The organism is Vibrio sp. SCSIO 43133 (genome assembly GCF_023716845.1).
GTDB classification, from domain to species: domain Bacteria; phylum Pseudomonadota; class Gammaproteobacteria; order Enterobacterales; family Vibrionaceae; genus Vibrio; species Vibrio mediterranei.
In genome coordinates, this window is the sequence record NZ_CP068024.1 from 557,349 (window position 1) to 574,253 (window position 16,905).

Here is a 16,905-nt window from a genome sequence, read left to right on the forward strand (position 1 = left end):
GAAGGCGATGTTGTAATTATGGGTTCAATACGTAACTTGCGATCTTGTCACCCATCTCAGAGGTGCTAAGTGCTGGCTTATCGCCTGCTAGATCCGCCGTTAACTCGCCTACAGATAGTGCCTTACTAACTGCGGCTTCGATGTCTTGCGCTGCGGCCTCTTCACCTAAGCTGTAACGAAGCATTAGCGCAGCAGAAAGAATTTGTGCTACTGGGTTAGCAATGTTTTTACCAGCGATGTCTGGTGCACTGCCGCCAGCTGGCTCGTAGAGACCGAATTGACTTTCATTAAGACTTGCTGATGGCAACATGCCCATAGAACCTGTGATCATCGCACACTCATCAGAAATGATGTCACCAAAGATGTTAGAGCAAAGCATGATGTCAAACTGAGCCGGATCTTTGATTAATTGCATGGTCGCGTTATCGATGTACATGTGGTTTAGAGTGACATCTGGGTACTCTTTTGCTACTTCTTCAACGACTTCACGCCATAGGATAGAGCTTTGTAAAACATTCGCTTTATCGATGGAGTAAACGTTTTTGTTGCGAAGACGTGCGGACTCAAAGGCAATCTTGGCAATGCGTTCAATTTCAAAACGGTGGTAGACCTCAGTATCAAACGCTTTTTCTGTCGGGCCTTCACCTTCACGACCTTTTGGCTGACCAAAGTAGATGCCACCTGTTAACTCACGAACCACTACAATATCGAAGCCTTTTGCTGAAATATCAGCACGAAGAGGTGAAAAGTCTTCTAGACCAGCGTGAATTTGCGCTGGACGTAAATTACAGAATAGTTGGAAGTGTTTGCGAAGTGGTAGAAGGGCGCCACGTTCTGGCTGGTCATTGGGTGGAAGGTGCTCCCACTTGGGACCTCCAACTGAACCGAATAGGATTGCGTTTGATTCTTCACAGCCTTTCACTGTGCTCTCTGGAAGAGGGCAACCGTGATTATCGATGGCGATACCACCTACATCGTATTCTTCACGTTCTAGTGTAATGCTGTGCTTCTCTGAAATCGCATCCAACACTTTATGTGCTTGAGCCATAACTTCTGGGCCAATACCATCACCTGGTAGAACTGCAATCTTGTAAGTACCTGCCATGGGGCTAATTTCCTTAAATGTTGTATTTGCTTATATTTCTTAAGCCCCTTGAAAACTATTGTCTGGACAACAACAGCAAGGGGCTAAATTTTCCTGTGGTCTTGGGAATGAACGCTTACCTTAGACCGCTTCTACTTTTTTCTGCTTCATCTCTTCAATCTGATCAGCGCGATGAATACTATTGATAACATGAAGTAGGGCTTGACCAGAAGCTTCAACGATATCCGTTGAGACACCAGTCCCGTGATATTTGCGACCCTTGTAGTTAGCAATAATATCGGCTTGGCCCAAACCATCTTCGCCTTCACCTTTTGCAGTCAAATCAAACTTATCTAGAACAATGTCGTAACCCGTCACGCGATAGATACATTGATAAAGCGCATCAACTGGGCCGTTACCGACGGCCGCCTCGCATTTCTCTTCATCACCACATTGAATCTTGATGCTTGTCGTTGCCATGATGCTACCAGATTGAACGCTTAGATAGTTCAACTTAAAGAAGTCGTCTTCGGCACGCAAGTTCGCAAAGTGCATTAATGCTTCTAAATCGTAATCAAAGACCTGACCTTTACGATCCGCTAGCTTCAAGAAATCCTCATATAGCGTGTCTAGATTGTATTCATTCTCGTTGTAACCCATCGCATCCATATGACTCTTAACAGCAGCTCGACCAGAACGACTCGTTAGGTTCAATGCTTTGTCTTTTAGGCCAATGGATTCCGGTGTCATGATCTCGTAGGTATTTTTGTTCTTCAACATACCGTCTTGGTGAATGCCTGAAGAGTGGCTAAATGCATTCGCACCAACAATGGCTTTGTTGTCTTGAATTGGCATGTTGCATAGCTGGGAAACCAGTTTACTGGTGCGATGGATTTCTTGATGTTGCAGGCCAGTATGAACACCTAGAAGCTCTTGGCGCGTTTTAATAATCATCGCAATTTCTTCTAGAGAGCAGTTACCTGCGCGCTCACCGATACCATTGATGGTGCCTTCAATTTGGCGAGCACCTGCTTGGACTGCTGCGATAGAGTTCGCCACAGACATGCCTAAGTCATCATGGCAGTGCACCGAAATAATCGCTTTGTCGATGTTAGGAACGCGATTGAAAAGGGTTTGGATGATACCACCGAATTCGTTTGGAACCGTGTAGCCTACCGTGTCTGGAATATTGATAGTACTTGCGCCAGCGTCAATAGCGGCTTCGACCATACGGCAAAGATTGTCGATTGGTGTGCGTCCTGCATCTTCACAAGAGAACTCAACGTCGTCGGTATAGTTACGTGCATGTTTCACCGCTTTTACGCCCATCTCGACTACATCGTCATAACTACGACGCAATTTATCTTGAACGTGAACCGTTGAGGTAGAGATGAACGTGTGAATACGGAATGCTTCTGCGATTTTTAACGCTTCAGCGGCGGCATCAATATCTTTAGCCACTGCGCGCGACAATGCACAAACTCGACTGTTTTTGATGTGTTTAGCGATGGTTTGTACTGACTCAAAGTCACCTGGAGAGGAGATAGGGAAGCCAGCTTCAATAACATCAACACCTAGACGCTCGAGCGCATAAGCAATTTGCAGTTTCTCTTTAACTGTCAGACTTGCTGAAAGTGCTTGCTCGCCGTCACGCAATGTGGTGTCGAATATTATCACCTGATCTTTCATAGTTGCTTCCTCTTTGTACAGGTTAATCGTTTACGTCCAGTTCAATCGATATAAAAAAACCCGCTTGTCTAAGCGGGTTTTTTTAGAATTCTTAGTGGTGTTTTTCGTCCACAACCTACCCGCGCGATGTTTTCACGATAAGGAGGAGGTTCAGGAGTAGAGAAAAACGTAATGACACTGTTATGCATTCCACAAAATTAAGTTACAAGATTAGTACCGCACTCAAGCTCATGCGTCAAGGGTTAATCTAATTTTTCTTGGATATCGGATCAGTGAGCACTGCAGTCTCAGCGTTTTCAATAGTAAATTAATCAAATGATTAAATTGTGATGAATTATTGTTCTGCATAAAGCAAAGGTATCAGTCCTATAATTAATCTAGTGATTAATAATTAAGGTTAAATTATGCAGCCTGTGGAACAAGAAAAGAGAAAGGTAGGCCGCCCTAGAAAGCAAACTGACGCGCGACAAAAGCTGCTAGAGCATGCTCGTGAACTGTTTGTTGTCATGCCATACGATAAGGTATCGACTCGCCTGATTGCGCAACGAGCGGGTGTCAATATTGCGATGATTCGTTACTACTTTGGCAACAAAGAGGGGCTCTTCGAAACCATGGTTCGTGAGACCATCGCCCCGATGAAAAACAAAATGGATGAAGTCTTTATGAAAGGCGATCATCGTAACTTGTTTGATTTTATGCGTATTTATTATCACGAAATGAACAAAGTTCCACAGTTCCCGCGTTTAGTCGCTCAAATCATGCATATGCCTCCCTCGGCGACACAGAGACGACTGTTTGAAAAAGTGTTTGTTGATCTTGCTCGCCCAGACCATGACCTGATGTTTGGTCGACTGCAACAGGCAGGATATTTACGTGATGATATTGATCCGAAGCTTTGTAAAGTATCGTTCATATCACTCATGGTGTTTCCGTTTGTCGCGCCACCTGCCATGTTGCAACTACACGGAATCGAACTGAATGAAGCCTTTCTAGATGAGTTGCTCGAACACAACATCTCATTGCTATCACGTGCGCTGTTACGCGACCCTACTAACGACTAATCAGAATGTGACCTTATGACGTCTAAAAATAAAAAGCTGTTGTTTTTTCCTGCCTTTGCAGTTGGTGTAATTGCGCTCATTGCTGCAATAAACCTGAGACCCGATGTGCCAACGAAACCCGCTGGAGATCGCTCAAGAGTCGTGGATACCATGACTCTGGACCCTCAGATGTCAGCGCCTATCGCAATTGGCTTTGGTCGAGCTGAACCGAAAGTTGAGTGGAAGGCCATCGCTGAGGTGACAGGAGCGGTTGTTTACAAGCATCCAAATTTAGAAAAAGGCACCGTGGTAGCGGCGGGAACGGAAATTCTTCGTATTGACCCTTTAGATTACGAACTCAAATTATCACAGGCGATTGCCGACCTTAAATCAAGCGAAACTCAATTGGCTCGTTTAGACCAAGAAGAGGCGAACCTGAAACAAACACTATCTATTGAGATAAACCGCTTACAACTCGCGGAAAACGAATACCAGCGTCGTGTGGACCTCAATAAGCGTGGCTTAACGTCTCAATCTGATGTCGATACTCAAAAACAAAATATGTTGTCGCAGAAAAAGTTGGTTCAAGATATTGAAAACCAATTGGCGTTGATGCCGGATGAAAGAGGTGTCTCCCAAGCTTTGGTGAAAGTGAACCAAGCGAAAGTAGATGAAGCGAAGCGCTCATTGGAAAAGACTCGTATTGTTTTGCCCGTTACGATGCGTGTTTCTGAAGTGGATGCTGAGTTAAACCAAGTAGTGAACTTGCAGCAAACCATGGTTACAGCACACCTAAACGATGTGATGGAAGTAGAAGCGCAGTTGTCGATTCACGATTTGCAGCTGTTGTCGAATACCCTGAATTGGGATGAGAGCCAAAGTGGTAATGTTGAATTAGATAAGCTGCAAGCCACTGTGGAATTGAGTAGCGGAAACCTTACGGCAACGTGGCCAGCTAAAGTGGCACGTGTCAGCGAAACCGTTGATGCCAACCAAGCGACAGCAGGTGTGATTCTGGAAGTTTCTCAATTACCAAGCAACAACGGCCTTGCGGGTACGCCAGTGCTGGTCAATGGGATGTTTGTAAAAGCAACCATTGAAGGACAGAAACAGCCATCTTGGCTCGTGCCTGAACGCGCTTTACACGGCGATAAAATCTATTTAATGAACGATGAAAATCGCCTTGAAATGCGTTCGGTACAAGTCTCTTACCGTAGGGATAATCAAGTGATCATCACTGGTGACCTACAGCAAGGTGAAAAAGTGATTCTGAACGATATTTTGCCCGCTATTGAAGGAATGTTAGTCAGAGAGAGCATCGACGAGGCAAGCCAATGATTCGATTTTTCTCTAAGCACCCAACTGCTGCCAATTTGCTGATGTTAGCATTGTTGATATTGGGTATCTCGTCGTTGTCGACCATAAAACGTGAAACCTTCCCGGAGTTTGATCCGCCTTATATTATGGCAGCTATCACTTATCCGGGGGCATCGCCACAGGAAGTGGAAGAGAGTCTCTGCGTACGAATGGAAGATGCCGTCGATGGCCTATCAAATATTGAAGAAACCAAATGTGAAGCGATTGAAGGTTCTGCGCGTTTAACGCTTAAACTCAATGAGCGAGCAGACATCGGCCGTATGCTGGTGGATGTGCAAACTCAAATTAATGCTATCAACGATTTTCCTGACGAGATTGAATCTCCAGTAGTTCAAGAGCTGGATTGGAATGAGCCTGTGGTAGACGTTGCTATTACAGCGGACACCAGTTGGCCAGAGTTAAAGGCATACGCCGAGCAGCTTAAGCGCACTCTAAAGCTGGATTATGGTGTGTCACTTGTTGATGTGAGCGGTTTCTCGGATCACCAATATCGTGTGGAGTTGAACACTCAAATCATGCGCCAAATGGGGCTCAGTATCAGTGATATCGCGGTACAAATTGGTAATCAGAACATCAAGTTACCGAGTGGTAATGTTGAAACTGAAGACAAAAATTTCTTAATTCGTTTTGATGAACGACGAGTAACCCCGCAAGAGTTGGAGTCTATTGTTGTCGGTTCAAGTCCCAGCGGTGCACTTATTCGCTTGAAAGATGTAGCGACCATTACTGACCGCTTTGAGCTTGATGAGCAAAAGGTACTGTTCAACGGTAAGCCTTCTGCAGTGCTGAAGATCAGTAAAAACAAAGAAGATGATGCACTGCGTGTAAAAGAACAGGTCACCAAATTTGTAGATGCACAGCGACTTATCGCACCAGAAGGCGTGACGTTAGAAATGACCAACGATATGTCATCGGTACTTTGGGATCGTCTGACCATGATGGTCAAAAATGGCTGGCAGGGTATCTTATTAGTCTTTGCGACGATGTGGTTGTTCTTTAGTTTCCGTTATTCGTTTTGGGTTGCCGCTGGCTTACCGGTGGCATTTCTTGGTGGTCTTTTCTTGATGGCTAACCTCGGGCTGTCGATCAATATCATGTCGCTAGTTGGGCTATTAATGGCCATCGGTATCATGATGGATGATGCTATCGTTATCGCAGAGTCGATTCAATCTCACCTTGATCGAGGACAGAGTATCGATGATGCGGTCATCAATGGAGTGAAGAAAGTCCTACCCGGTGTTATCTCCTCGTTTTTGACTACCGTGTGTATTTTCGGCAGCTTGCTCTTCCTGCAAGGAGAAATGGGGGCGGTGCTGCGCGCTGTGCCACAAGTGTTAATTTTGGTGTTGTCGCTTAGTCTGGTTGAAGCATTTTTGATTTTGCCGAATCACTTGTCTCACTCGCTGCATAAGCATAATAAAGATAAGCCTCCCGTGAAGTTCAAGCGCGTATTACTCGAGCGGTTTGAGCATTTTCGCAATACAACATTAGTGAATGCGGTCGACAAAGTTGTTTCCTACCGCTATGCCTTTATGGGCAGTGTCTTTGCGATGTTACTTATCTCGGTAAGCTTAATCGCTGGTGGAGTAGTGAAGTTCCACCCATTCCCTTCATTAGATGGCGATATTGCTGAAGCGAGGATCATCCTGCCACCAGGAGCTTCCTTGTCTCAAACAGAGCGTGTTGTTGATAAAATTGTAGCGTCGGCTGAAAAACTCAATAAGCAGTGGAGCGACGAAATGGAAGGTGGCGAACCACTGGTAAAACAAATTACTAGTCAGTTCAATACCAACCGTGATGCTAACGAATCAGGGCCACATATTGCTACTGTGAGACTGGATTTGCTCAGTGCTGAGCAGCGAAATACCTTGATCGATGATTTTATTGCGGCTTGGAGAGAAGATGTGGGAGAGCTTGCTGATCCGATCTCATTAGTCTTCAAGCAACCGACGATGGGGCCGGGTGGCCGTGCATTGGAAATTCGCATTAAGCATGATGACCTAGACATGCTAAAAGCGGCGTCCGTTGAGATACAACAATACTTGAATGAGTTTGATGGTGTCAGTGGTGTTTTGGACGATATGCGTTTAGGTAAAGAAGAAATTCTGGTCAAATTACGCCCAGGTGCCGAGAGCTTTGGTGTTAATGGTCAGCTGATTGCTAGCCAGCTTCGAGCCGCGTTTTTTGGTCAAACTGCTGATGAAATTCAGGTAGGGGTGGAAAACATTAAAATTGAGGTGAAACTCAATAAGCAAGATATTGGTGATATCCAGCAGTTGGCTAATTTCCCGATTTTCCTGGCGGACGGTTCACAAGTTCCTCTGGCTTCTGTCGCGACGTTAGATTTTCAGCGTAACTATGTGCGTATCCAACGTGTTGATGGTTTGAGAACCGTGAGCGTATTTGGTGATGTTGACGCATCTAAAGCTAGCTCTACCGATATTATCAGCCAGTTCCGCGCTGAAGAAGTCAACAAGCTACAGCAAGAATATCCAGGATTGAGATTCGACTTCGAGGGGGAAACCAAAGACAGTGCAGAAACTGGCGCGTCAATGGCAAAAGGGTTCCTATTAGGATTATTTGGCGTATTCACCATTCTGAGTTATCAGTTCAGAAGTTACCTTGAACCTTTTGTGGTTATGTTGGCGATTCCTTTAGCCTTTATTGGTGTGGTATGGGGGCACTTGCTGTTAGGACACTCAATGAGTATGCCAAGTATTATGGGATTTGTGTCGCTAGCCGGTATTGTAGTGAATGACTCGATTCTATTGGTGCAGTACATACGTCACCATGTGGATGAAGGCGATTCAGTGCATGACTCTGTGGTTAAAGCGAGCCGTGAACGTTTTCGTGCGGTGTTCTTAACCTCAATGACTACGGCGGCAGGTTTATTGCCTCTACTTACCGAGACCAGCTTGCAAGCTCAGGTTATTCAGCCGCTCGTTATTTCGATTGTGTTTGGTATTTTTGCTTCGACGGCCTTGGTGTTATTTATGATTCCATCGGCGTACGCCATATTGGCTGATTGGGGATTGGTCCACAAACACGAAGAAATCTAATTCGCGTAAATATAATATTCCTTACTTCCATTCTACAAGTTAGTGAGCTGAGTTCCTCAGCCACTAACTTTCATCATTTCTCCAATAAATCGTCACCTAATTGTCATTGTTGCTGACTACTTTTTGATCATGAGTTACTCGTTATCACAAGGAGTGAGTTATGAGAACCATTGAGCCAATTGCGCGAATGGATTTAGCCTTTTCATTGTTTTGCTTGCAGCATCGCTTTAATGCCCCGGTCGCTAAGATAAGCCGTTGGGTGTCCAGAACTGGAGATGGTCATCTTTACCTAATATTAGGATTGATGATTTGGTTTATGGACGATGTAGCAGGGCGTTTGTTCTTTGCTGCTGCGTTGCTGGCTTTTGCCATTGAGCTACCTATTTATTGGTTAACGAAGAACAGTTTTAAACGTCGCCGTCCTGAAGAGTTCTCTCATCTTCTTCAGGCCTTCATCACACCTTCTGATCGTTACAGCCTGCCTTCAGGGCATACCGCAGCGGCGTTTCTAATGGCAACAATAATCGGGCACTTCTATCCAGCTTGGTATGACGCTGCTTTGATATGGGCGTTGCTGATTGGTGCGTCACGAATTCTGCTCGGGGTTCACTTTCTTACTGATGTGGTTATTGGTGCTGTATTAGGTGTATCCGCTGCGCATGTATCGATCAGTTACGTGCTTGAGTTAGTTTAAAAGGTGATATTGATGAAGATTCTTTACGGTGTTCAGGGGACTGGAAATGGACATATTGCCAGAGCGAGAGCGATGTCTCAGGCACTGAAGTCTCATGATGTCGAGGTAGATTTTCTATTTTCCGGACGCGACAGAGACAAGTATTTTTCCATGGAGCAATTTGGTGATTACCAAACCCGGCGGGGATTTAGTTTTGTCACCGAGGATGGCAAGGTTAATTACTTGAAAACAGTAATGGAAAATAGTTTAACCAGCTTTTTTAGTGAAGTGAGACAAATGGATGTCTCGGACTATGACTTAGTCATCAACGATTTTGAGCCAATCACGGCTTGGGCAGCACGCTCTCAAAACATACCAACCGTCAGCATCAGCCATCAAAATGCGTTTTTATTTGATGTGCCACAAAAGGGGGCGAACTGGATTGATGACTCAGTCATCCAACATTTTGCACCTTCCAAGTATCAACTGGGTTTGCATTGGTATCATTTTGGCCAACCTATCTTACCGCCTATTGTTCATACCAACGGACATGATGTGACTTCGGAAGACTTCGTATTAATTTATCTGCCTTTTGAAAACACACAAACCATTATCGATGTGCTATTGCGCTTCGTAAATCAAAGCTTTATCTGTTATCACCCTGAGATTATTGAGCAGCAACAAGTCGAAAACATTCTGATGAAGCCGCTGAGTCATGAGCAGTTTCAGCGCGATCTGCACCGTTGCCAAGGGGTAATCGCCAATGGTGGGTTTGAGCTGCCGTCTGAAGCACTGAGCTTAGGTAAGAAGCTATTGGTAAAACCACTTGATGGTCAGTTTGAACAACAAAGTAATGCCGCAACGCTAGAGAGCTTAGGGCTTGCTCAGTCCATGGACTTCCTTGATGCATCGGTCATTCGTGCTTGGTTAGATGAAAAGCAAGCTGAACGAGTAACCTATCCAGATGTTGCTAACGAGATTGCGGAGTGGCTAATAGCTGGAAACTGGGATTGTAGCCAGCAGCTACGTCATCGTTTATGGGAGAAAGTTGATTTTCCGAGCTACGCATCCATTTAACAACCATTGAGGCACTTTATCACTTTAACGAAAAGCCGCATTGAGCGGCTTTTTTGCGATTACAGCCCTGTAATGTGTTGCTGTTGTATTTATACCAGGTATTAATGCCTATTAAATAATAGATATCATGTATCTGTTATTTAAATACTTTGAAAGTTGTTCTATATGGTAGTTAGATACAGATAATGCGTTGGAAACTATGGTAGATATACTCAGTAATTATGGTTTTAGAGTTTGTGACGGACAAAAGTTATTAAAAATGTAATTTATCTTTTTTTATATATAATGTAACTTATTGTTGTTAATGAATAATGTATTTATCTCGATAAAATTTGGTGATTCTTTGTCAAACTTGTTGGTGTTGGGTTTGTTATTAGTAGATAGTTTGTTTTGTCCTCGAACTATGCAGAGGATTAATAGAACGTTGTAAGGTACGTAGTGGTAGCGAGTAAATAACTCCTGTTGCTAACCATTAATCCTTACTCACATATTCGAGATTGAAATTACACGAGGCTTACTAAATGTTAGACAAAAAAGATGCTATGAGCGCTATCGCTAGCTACCGCATGGAAAGCACATTACGCGGCGTAGATCTAAACCTATTGACTGTTTTCGACGCAGTGATGCAAGAGCAGAATATCACTCGCGCGGCACACAATTTGGGTATGTCGCAACCAGCAGTTAGTAATGCCGTTGCGCGCCTTAAAGTGATGTTCAACGATGAGCTATTTATGCGTCAGGGCCGTGGTATTCAACCAACACAACGTGCTCGTCAGCTGTTTGGTCCTGTGCGCCAAGCATTGCAGTTGATTCGCAATGAACTACCGAGTTCTATTTTTACACCAGAAACATCAACTCGCCTGTTCAAAATGGCAATTTGTTCTCCATGTGATATGCGTTTTGCTCCAAAAATCATGCACACTATTTCCGAGCAAGCGCCTCACGTTCAATTGCACTTGGACGCTGAAGCTGACCGTCAATTAGCAGATCGCATGCGTTATCAAGAAATTGATTTTGTCATTGATTACGCTCGTTATGATGCGCAAGGCTTCTCAAGCACAGAGATCTTCCAAGATGAACTGGTTGTAGTTGCTGCCAAGAATCACCCACGAATTCATGGTGTAGTGAGCACAGCTCAGTTAGCACATGAAAAGCACGCTAAGTTATCTAAAGTACACGGTGTTCGCAGCTTCTCTGAGCAAGCATATCGTGAACTGGAGTGCCAAGCATCTTATGAAGGAACCAGTCTAAGCAACGTGCTTTATGTGGTTGGTCAATCTGAGCTTGTGACTATCGCACCACGTTGGTTGGTAGAAAATGCGGTTAATAAAGAGCAGCTACAAGTACTTTCACTGCCATTAGAAAACACCAAAATCAGCGGCTACTTGAGTTGGCATGAGTCGAGTGAGAAAGATAAAGGTCACATCTGGTTGCGTGATCAGTTGATGGTCATCTGCGGCGAAGTTGTCGCGTTGTCATAGTCTATTACAACTTTCTAGAGCAAGCCCTGAACAGTATCTGTACAGGGCTTTTTTAGTTTTTACAGAAAGTTATTATCATTGAATGATTAAACCGATAACTATTATTGATAACTTTGATATAGGTCGGTTGCCTTTTTTACGAGCATAGGTACACTTGTGCGCTCAAAAAGCTTACATGTGTAAGCTAAAAGGTAAAGATAGAACATGGCTAATTTAGATTTCCATATTGTAAAGAAGATTCGTGACCGAATCGCACAAGGTGGCGACAAGATCGCCTTACGACATAAAATCAACAATGTGTGGCAAGGGATTAGCTGGAAGGAGTTTGGGGTAAACGTTGATGCGTTATCTCTGGCTCTACTTGGAAAAGGAATCCAACCTCAAGACAAAATCGGTATCATTTCCAATAACATGCCGAAGTGGACAATTGCTGACTTAGCAGCATTGCAAATTCGCGCGGTAACCGTGCCGCTATACCCTACAAATACCCCAGCTCAAACCAGCTATATCGTTCAGAACGCTGACGTTCGTATCTTATTCGTTGGAGAGCAAGCGCAGTATGATGCGGCTTTATCTATTTATGAAGAGTGCAGTCAGTTAGAGCTTATCGTCGCGATGAGTGATGACATCGTTCTGGCTGAAAATGATTTCAGTGTGAGCTGGCAAAGCTTTATGTCTGATGCCAGCATTGAACAACAGTCCACGCTATCAGAGCGACTAGAACAGGCCAATTACGATGATCTGCTAACGCTGATTTATACGTCTGGTACCACAGGTCAACCTAAAGGTGTAATGCTAGATTACGCTAACATCGCAGCACAGTTGAAAGGTCATGATGCAAGGTTAAGCCTTACTGATCGAGACGTATCATTGTGCTTCTTACCGCTATCACACGTGTTCGAGCGTGCTTGGACGTTCTATGTATTGTATCAAGGCGGTACCAACTGCTATCTACAAGATACAATGCAGGTTCGTGATGCATTGAGTGAGATTCGTCCTACAGTAATGAGTGCGGTGCCTCGTTTCTACGAAAAAATCTTCTCAGCTATTCATGAACGTGTTTCTAAAGCGCCCGTTCATCGCAAGATTATGTTTACCTGGGCGGTCAACATGGGTGCGAAAATGGCACAATGCCGTCAGGACAACGTTGAGCCTTCATTGATTCTTAAGAAGAGTCATGCATTGGCAGACAAGTTGGTGTTGAGTAAGTTACGTGAGCTACTAGGTGGACGTATTAACTTTATGCCTTGTGGCGGCGCTAAACTTGATGAAACCATTGGTCGCTTTTTTCAAGCCATTGGTATCAATGTCAAGCTTGGCTACGGTATGACCGAAACAACGGCAACCGTCTCGTGCTGGGACGATACTTGTTATAACCCAGACTCTATCGGTATGCCGATGCCTGGTGCGGAAGTGAAAATTGGCGAGAACAATGAAATATTAGTTCGCGGACCAATGGTTATGCGTGGCTACTATAAATTGCCGGAAGAAACCGCGCAAACGTTTGATGCCGATGGTTTCCTAAAAACTGGTGATGCGGGTCAATTTGATGAGCGAGGTAATCTGTTTATCACTGACCGTATTAAAGAGCTAATGAAAACCTCAAATGGTAAGTATATTGCCCCACAAGCGATTGAAGGTGCGATTGGTAAAGACCATTACATCGAGCAAATTGCTGTTATTGCCGATACTCGTAAATTCGTGTCGGCGCTGATCGTGCCATGTTTTGATACGTTAGAAGAGTACGCTAAAGAGCTTAATATTAAATATCATGATCGTCTTGAGCTGATTAAGCACAATGAAGTGGTTGAGATGTTTGAGAAGCGTATTACTGAACTGCAAAAAGAGCTGGCAAAGTTTGAGCAGGTGAAAAAGTTCAAGTTGCTGCCGACGGGTTTCTCTATGGATAAAGGTGAGCTGACGCCAACGCAAAAGCTTCGCCGTAAAGTGATCAACGATCGCTACCAAGATGAAATTGAAGAGATGTATCGCGATACCCCAAATAAGCCACACTAAGCTCTAGCGATTAAGCTGCAGTAGTAAAAGAAAAACCCTAGCTATTCGCTAGGGTTTTCTATTTTGGTGTTCCGGCTTTTGAACTTAGTTATTGGCGTACAACAATTCACTGTATCTATCTAAGGTGTTGAGTCGGTTCTCAGCATTGGCTAGGAAGGTCTGCTTAGCTTTACCTGTTAACGACTTAGACTGCGGCAGTTTTACCGTTCTCGGGTTCTTATGGACGCCATTTACTAAGAATTCATAGTGAAGGTGAGGACCGGTTACACGACCTGTTCCGCCAAGTGTACCAATAGTTTGACCTTGTTTTACTCGTTGTCCGGTTTTTACGGTTCGCTTCGTCAAGTGCAAGTACTTGGTGATATACGTATTGCTGTGTTTGATGAATACATAATTACCATTGAACTGGTTATAACTGGACTTCTGGACAATACCGTCACCGGCAGCCCAAATTGGTGTGCCGACTGGCGCGGCATAATCGGTGCCTCGGTGGGCGCGAACTTTTCCGGTCACTGGGTGGCGACGAGTTGGGTTAAAGTTTGAGGTTACACGGCGAAAATCGAGTGGGGAACGCAAGAACGCTTTCTTCATTGCGCGACCATTTTCGTCGTAATAGTTACCCGTCTTATCGTCTAATATCGCCTTGAAGGTATCGCCTTGGTTTTTAAAAATCGCAGCGATAATTTTGCCACGACCGATCACTTCTCCCTCCACGACTTTTTCTTGGTATAGCAATTGAAAACTGTCACCGGAGCGAATATCTAACGCGAAGTCGATATCCCAACCGAAAATACCGGCCAACTCCATAATTTGATTAGCAGTTAATCCAGCTGAAATCCCAGCGTTCCAAAAGTTAGATGAAATTTGTGCTTGTGCGTAATTGTATTGATAGTCGACCTCTTTTTTAGCCCAAGTCGAGGTAAATCCGTCATCAGTACGAGTGATCTTGAACGTTTCATAGTCGTTAATCCTACGTTTTAGCTGGATAAAGTCGCTATTCTCGTCGAATCCGAATGTTAGCTTATCTCCCGGTCTCAATTTCGAGAGCTGCTGTTTAATATCGTTATTGGTATAAATTAACTCATGCAGCAAGCGTGGCGACAGTCCTAAACGTTGAAAGAGAATGGCAGCGCTTTCTCCAGAGCGAACAGTATGCTCTTCCCAATTGAGTACAACGGTTGGTGGAATGGCATCACCAATAGGAAAGGCGCTATTGTCAATCGTTAGGGCGTAATGCTTGCCGACTTCAAGTCGGTCATTCCCATCATCCAGCTCAGTTACGTCTGGCAGGAACAAGGCAACAACGATTAGTGCCGTAAAAAAGGCGATGAGCGCACGGTGAAGCCAAGGCAGGCGCTTAAAAACAGATACCATGAGAGTTCAATTCAACATTATTTTTGAAATTTCCTAAACCAATTAGTCTAACTGGTTTCAAAAAACATCGCTATTCAAGTAAGATGTCCAACTATTATATTTTTGCCAAATCTGTGGGAGTGAACAAGAATGGCGAACCTTGAAGCAGCGTTGGCTGAGATCAAACGTGGTGTTGACGAGCTAATTCCAGAAGAAGAACTGATTGCTAAGTTAAAAGAGGACCGTCCTCTACGCATCAAACTGGGTGCCGATCCTACAGCACCAGATATTCACCTAGGCCACACAGTAATTTTGAATAAGTTACGTGCATTCCAAGACCTAGGTCATGATGTGACTTTCTTAATCGGTGACTTCACTGGTATGGTTGGTGACCCAACGGGCAAAAACACGACGCGTCCACCGCTAACTCGTGAAGACGTTTTGCGTAACGCTGAAACGTACAAAGAGCAAGTGTTTAAGATCCTAGATCCAGCGAAAACGACGATCGCATTTAACTCTGAGTGGCTATCAGAACTGGGTGCTGAGGGCATGATTCGCCTTGCAGCTAACCAAACTGTAGCTCGTATGCTAGAGCGTGATGACTTTAAAAAACGCTATGGCAACAACCAGCCAATCGCAATTCATGAGTTTATGTATCCACTGCTACAAGGTTACGATTCAGTAGCGATGAAAACGGATGTAGAGCTTGGTGGTACAGACCAGAAGTTCAACCTATTAATGGGCCGTGAGCTTCAAAAATCACATGGTCAGAAACCACAGGTTGTGCTGACTATGCCGCTTCTAGTAGGTTTGGACGGCGAGAAGAAGATGTCCAAGTCTGCACACAACTACATTGGTGTCAGCGAAGCGCCGTCAGAGATGTTTGGTAAGATCATGTCTATCTCTGATGAGCTAATGTGGAGCTACTATGAGCTGCTGTCATTCCGTCCTCTAGGCGAGATTGAACAGTTCAAAGCCGATGTTGAGGGTGGCGCAAACCCTCGAGATATTAAGATTCTACTTGCGAAGGAAATCATCGCACGCTTCCATACTGAAGCGGATGCCGATGCGGCTGAGCAAGAGTTCATCAATCGTTTCCAAAAAGGTGCGATGCCGGATGAAATGCCAGAATTCGAATTCGAAGCAGGCCTTCCAATTGGTAACCTTTTAAAAGAAGCAGCACTGGTTAACTCAACATCGGATGCAATGCGCATGATTCGTCAAGGCGCAGTGAAGATCGATGGCGAGAAAGTGGAAGATACTAAGCTAGTACCAGCTGCGGGCCAAGCGGTTTACCAAGTCGGTAAACGTAAGTTTGCTCGAGTGACACTGAAATAATCGGTGATATTGTAAGCGCATTAGTTAGCTCCCTGCCTGCGCAGGGATGACATCTCTAAGATAGAGGAGATGTCTAATATAGATGACATGCCTAAGGTGGATGGCATGATTGAAATATTAGTGTGTGCTTGATGTGCTTTGAAAACCTCCTTCGGGAGGTTTTTTTGTATGTGTCAGACACCATTTTACATACATAAAAAAACAGACGCGCAAGCGTCTGTTTTTCTGTATTTGCTTACATCACGTCTCTAATTATAGAGACTCAGTAAATGTACGAGCGATAACGTCACGTTGTTGTTCTGGAGTTAGCGAGTTAAAACGTACTGCGTAACCAGAAACACGGATAGTTAGCTGTGGGTAGTTCTCTGGGTTAGCAACAGCGTCTTCTAGAGTTTCACGCTTAAGAACATTTACGTTTAGGTGTTGGCCACCTTCGATGCGAGGTGCAGCTTCGATTGCTACTTCGCGGCTTTCGTATTCGCCTAAGTCGCTAACAGAGATAACTTGGTCAGCTTCAAAACCAGCATTTGCTGCAACGCAACGTGCTTCGTTTTTGTCACCGTCGATCAACCAGATTGAGTTTAGTAGATCGTCATTTGCTGCTTTAGTAATTTGGATACCTTGAATCATCACTATCTCCTAATCCACTTTCAGAGTGGCATTTTTGTGGTGTTAATTTTCAATTCTTGTCGAGCTGGCTTATATATAACCCGTTATG

General features: G+C 44.3%; 12 protein-coding genes. 8 read left to right on the forward strand and 4 right to left on the reverse strand.

The genetic code is table 11. The features are described 5' to 3' along the window. Nucleotides 1-16: 16 nt before the first annotated feature. Nucleotides 17-1,105, reverse strand: coding sequence for a 3-isopropylmalate dehydrogenase (leuB, locus tag JKJ11_RS02825; protein ID WP_252038719.1), 1,089 nt, complete (start codon nucleotides 1,103-1,105; stop codon nucleotides 17-19). A gap of 120 nt (nucleotides 1,106-1,225) precedes the next feature. Next, entirely contained in the window at nucleotides 1,226-2,773 is a 1,548-nt protein-coding gene (gene leuA, locus JKJ11_RS02830; RefSeq protein WP_252038720.1) for a 2-isopropylmalate synthase, read from the reverse strand. A 404-nt stretch (nucleotides 2,774-3,177) separates the two neighbouring features. On the opposite strand from leuA, the gene JKJ11_RS02835 reads away from it, so the two are divergent. The 7 genes from JKJ11_RS02835 to JKJ11_RS02865 all read left to right on the forward strand — a co-directional run bounded on the left by JKJ11_RS02835 (nucleotide 3,178) and on the right by JKJ11_RS02865 (nucleotide 13,496). Next, a complete protein-coding gene (locus tag JKJ11_RS02835) occupies nucleotides 3,178-3,834 on the forward strand; it encodes a TetR/AcrR family transcriptional regulator (RefSeq protein ID WP_006074851.1) in 657 nt (218 codons plus the stop codon). 15 nt (nucleotides 3,835-3,849) lie between these two features. Further along, nucleotides 3,850-5,151, forward strand: coding sequence for an efflux RND transporter periplasmic adaptor subunit (locus JKJ11_RS02840; RefSeq protein WP_252038721.1), 1,302 nt, complete (start codon nucleotides 3,850-3,852; stop codon nucleotides 5,149-5,151). Beyond that, on the forward strand, nucleotides 5,148-8,249 hold the full coding sequence (locus tag JKJ11_RS02845) for an efflux RND transporter permease subunit (protein WP_252038722.1): 3,102 nt from the start codon (nucleotides 5,148-5,150) through the stop codon (nucleotides 8,247-8,249). Before JKJ11_RS02840 ends, JKJ11_RS02845 begins: the two co-directional genes overlap by 4 nt. 160 nt (nucleotides 8,250-8,409) lie before the next feature. Next, entirely contained in the window at nucleotides 8,410-8,943 is a 534-nt protein-coding gene (locus tag JKJ11_RS02850) for a phosphatase PAP2 family protein (RefSeq protein ID WP_038229191.1), read from the forward strand. 12 nt (nucleotides 8,944-8,955) lie between these two features. Next, entirely contained in the window at nucleotides 8,956-9,999 is a 1,044-nt protein-coding gene (locus JKJ11_RS02855) for an MJ1255/VC2487 family glycosyltransferase (protein WP_252038723.1), read from the forward strand. A 521-nt stretch (nucleotides 10,000-10,520) separates the two neighbouring features. Continuing rightward, nucleotides 10,521-11,480 (forward strand): transcriptional regulator LeuO, encoded by a 960-nt coding sequence (gene leuO / locus JKJ11_RS02860; RefSeq protein ID WP_006074856.1) that lies wholly within the window; start codon nucleotides 10,521-10,523, stop codon nucleotides 11,478-11,480. Between the two features lie 204 nt (nucleotides 11,481-11,684). After that, a complete protein-coding gene (locus JKJ11_RS02865; RefSeq protein ID WP_038229195.1) occupies nucleotides 11,685-13,496 on the forward strand; it encodes an AMP-dependent synthetase/ligase in 1,812 nt (603 codons plus the stop codon). Between the two features lie 84 nt (nucleotides 13,497-13,580). On the opposite strand, the gene shyC is transcribed toward JKJ11_RS02865, so the two are convergent. Beyond that, the gene (gene shyC, locus JKJ11_RS02870; protein WP_062456770.1) at nucleotides 13,581-14,870 is read right to left on the reverse strand and encodes a peptidoglycan DD-endopeptidase ShyC; all 1,290 of its coding nucleotides are present in this window, start codon (nucleotides 14,868-14,870) and stop codon (nucleotides 13,581-13,583) included. Nucleotides 14,871-14,999: 129 nt separating this feature from the next. On the opposite strand from shyC, the gene tyrS reads away from it, so the two are divergent. Then, entirely contained in the window at nucleotides 15,000-16,187 is a 1,188-nt protein-coding gene (gene tyrS, locus JKJ11_RS02875) for a tyrosine--tRNA ligase (RefSeq protein WP_062456773.1), read from the forward strand. A gap of 252 nt (nucleotides 16,188-16,439) precedes the next feature. Here the strand turns inward: tyrS and grcA are convergent, their stop codons facing one another. Continuing rightward, on the reverse strand, nucleotides 16,440-16,817 hold the full coding sequence (gene grcA / locus JKJ11_RS02880; RefSeq protein ID WP_031494358.1) for an autonomous glycyl radical cofactor GrcA: 378 nt from the start codon (nucleotides 16,815-16,817) through the stop codon (nucleotides 16,440-16,442). Nucleotides 16,818-16,905 lie beyond the last annotated feature (88 nt).

Bases quoted from the DNA above. Each gene is read 5' to 3' on its own strand.
- JKJ11_RS02845 (WP_252038722.1), top strand. From the start codon at position 5,148: ATGATTCGATTTTTCTCTAAGCACCCAACTGCTGCCAATTTGCTGATG.
- tyrS (WP_062456773.1), top strand. From the start codon at position 15,000: ATGGCGAACCTTGAAGCAGCGTTGGCTGAGATCAAACGTGGTGTTGAC.
- shyC (WP_062456770.1), bottom strand. From the start codon at position 14,870: ATGGTATCTGTTTTTAAGCGCCTGCCTTGGCTTCACCGTGCGCTCATC.
- leuO (WP_006074856.1), top strand. From the start codon at position 10,521: ATGTTAGACAAAAAAGATGCTATGAGCGCTATCGCTAGCTACCGCATG.
- JKJ11_RS02835 (WP_006074851.1), top strand. From the start codon at position 3,178: ATGCAGCCTGTGGAACAAGAAAAGAGAAAGGTAGGCCGCCCTAGAAAG.
- leuB (WP_252038719.1), bottom strand. From the start codon at position 1,105: ATGGCAGGTACTTACAAGATTGCAGTTCTACCAGGTGATGGTATTGGC.
- JKJ11_RS02855 (WP_252038723.1), top strand. From the start codon at position 8,956: ATGAAGATTCTTTACGGTGTTCAGGGGACTGGAAATGGACATATTGCC.
- JKJ11_RS02865 (WP_038229195.1), top strand. From the start codon at position 11,685: ATGGCTAATTTAGATTTCCATATTGTAAAGAAGATTCGTGACCGAATC.
- JKJ11_RS02850 (WP_038229191.1), top strand. From the start codon at position 8,410: ATGAGAACCATTGAGCCAATTGCGCGAATGGATTTAGCCTTTTCATTG.
- JKJ11_RS02840 (WP_252038721.1), top strand. From the start codon at position 3,850: ATGACGTCTAAAAATAAAAAGCTGTTGTTTTTTCCTGCCTTTGCAGTT.
- leuA (WP_252038720.1), bottom strand. From the start codon at position 2,773: ATGAAAGATCAGGTGATAATATTCGACACCACATTGCGTGACGGCGAG.
- grcA (WP_031494358.1), bottom strand. From the start codon at position 16,817: ATGATTCAAGGTATCCAAATTACTAAAGCAGCAAATGACGATCTACTA.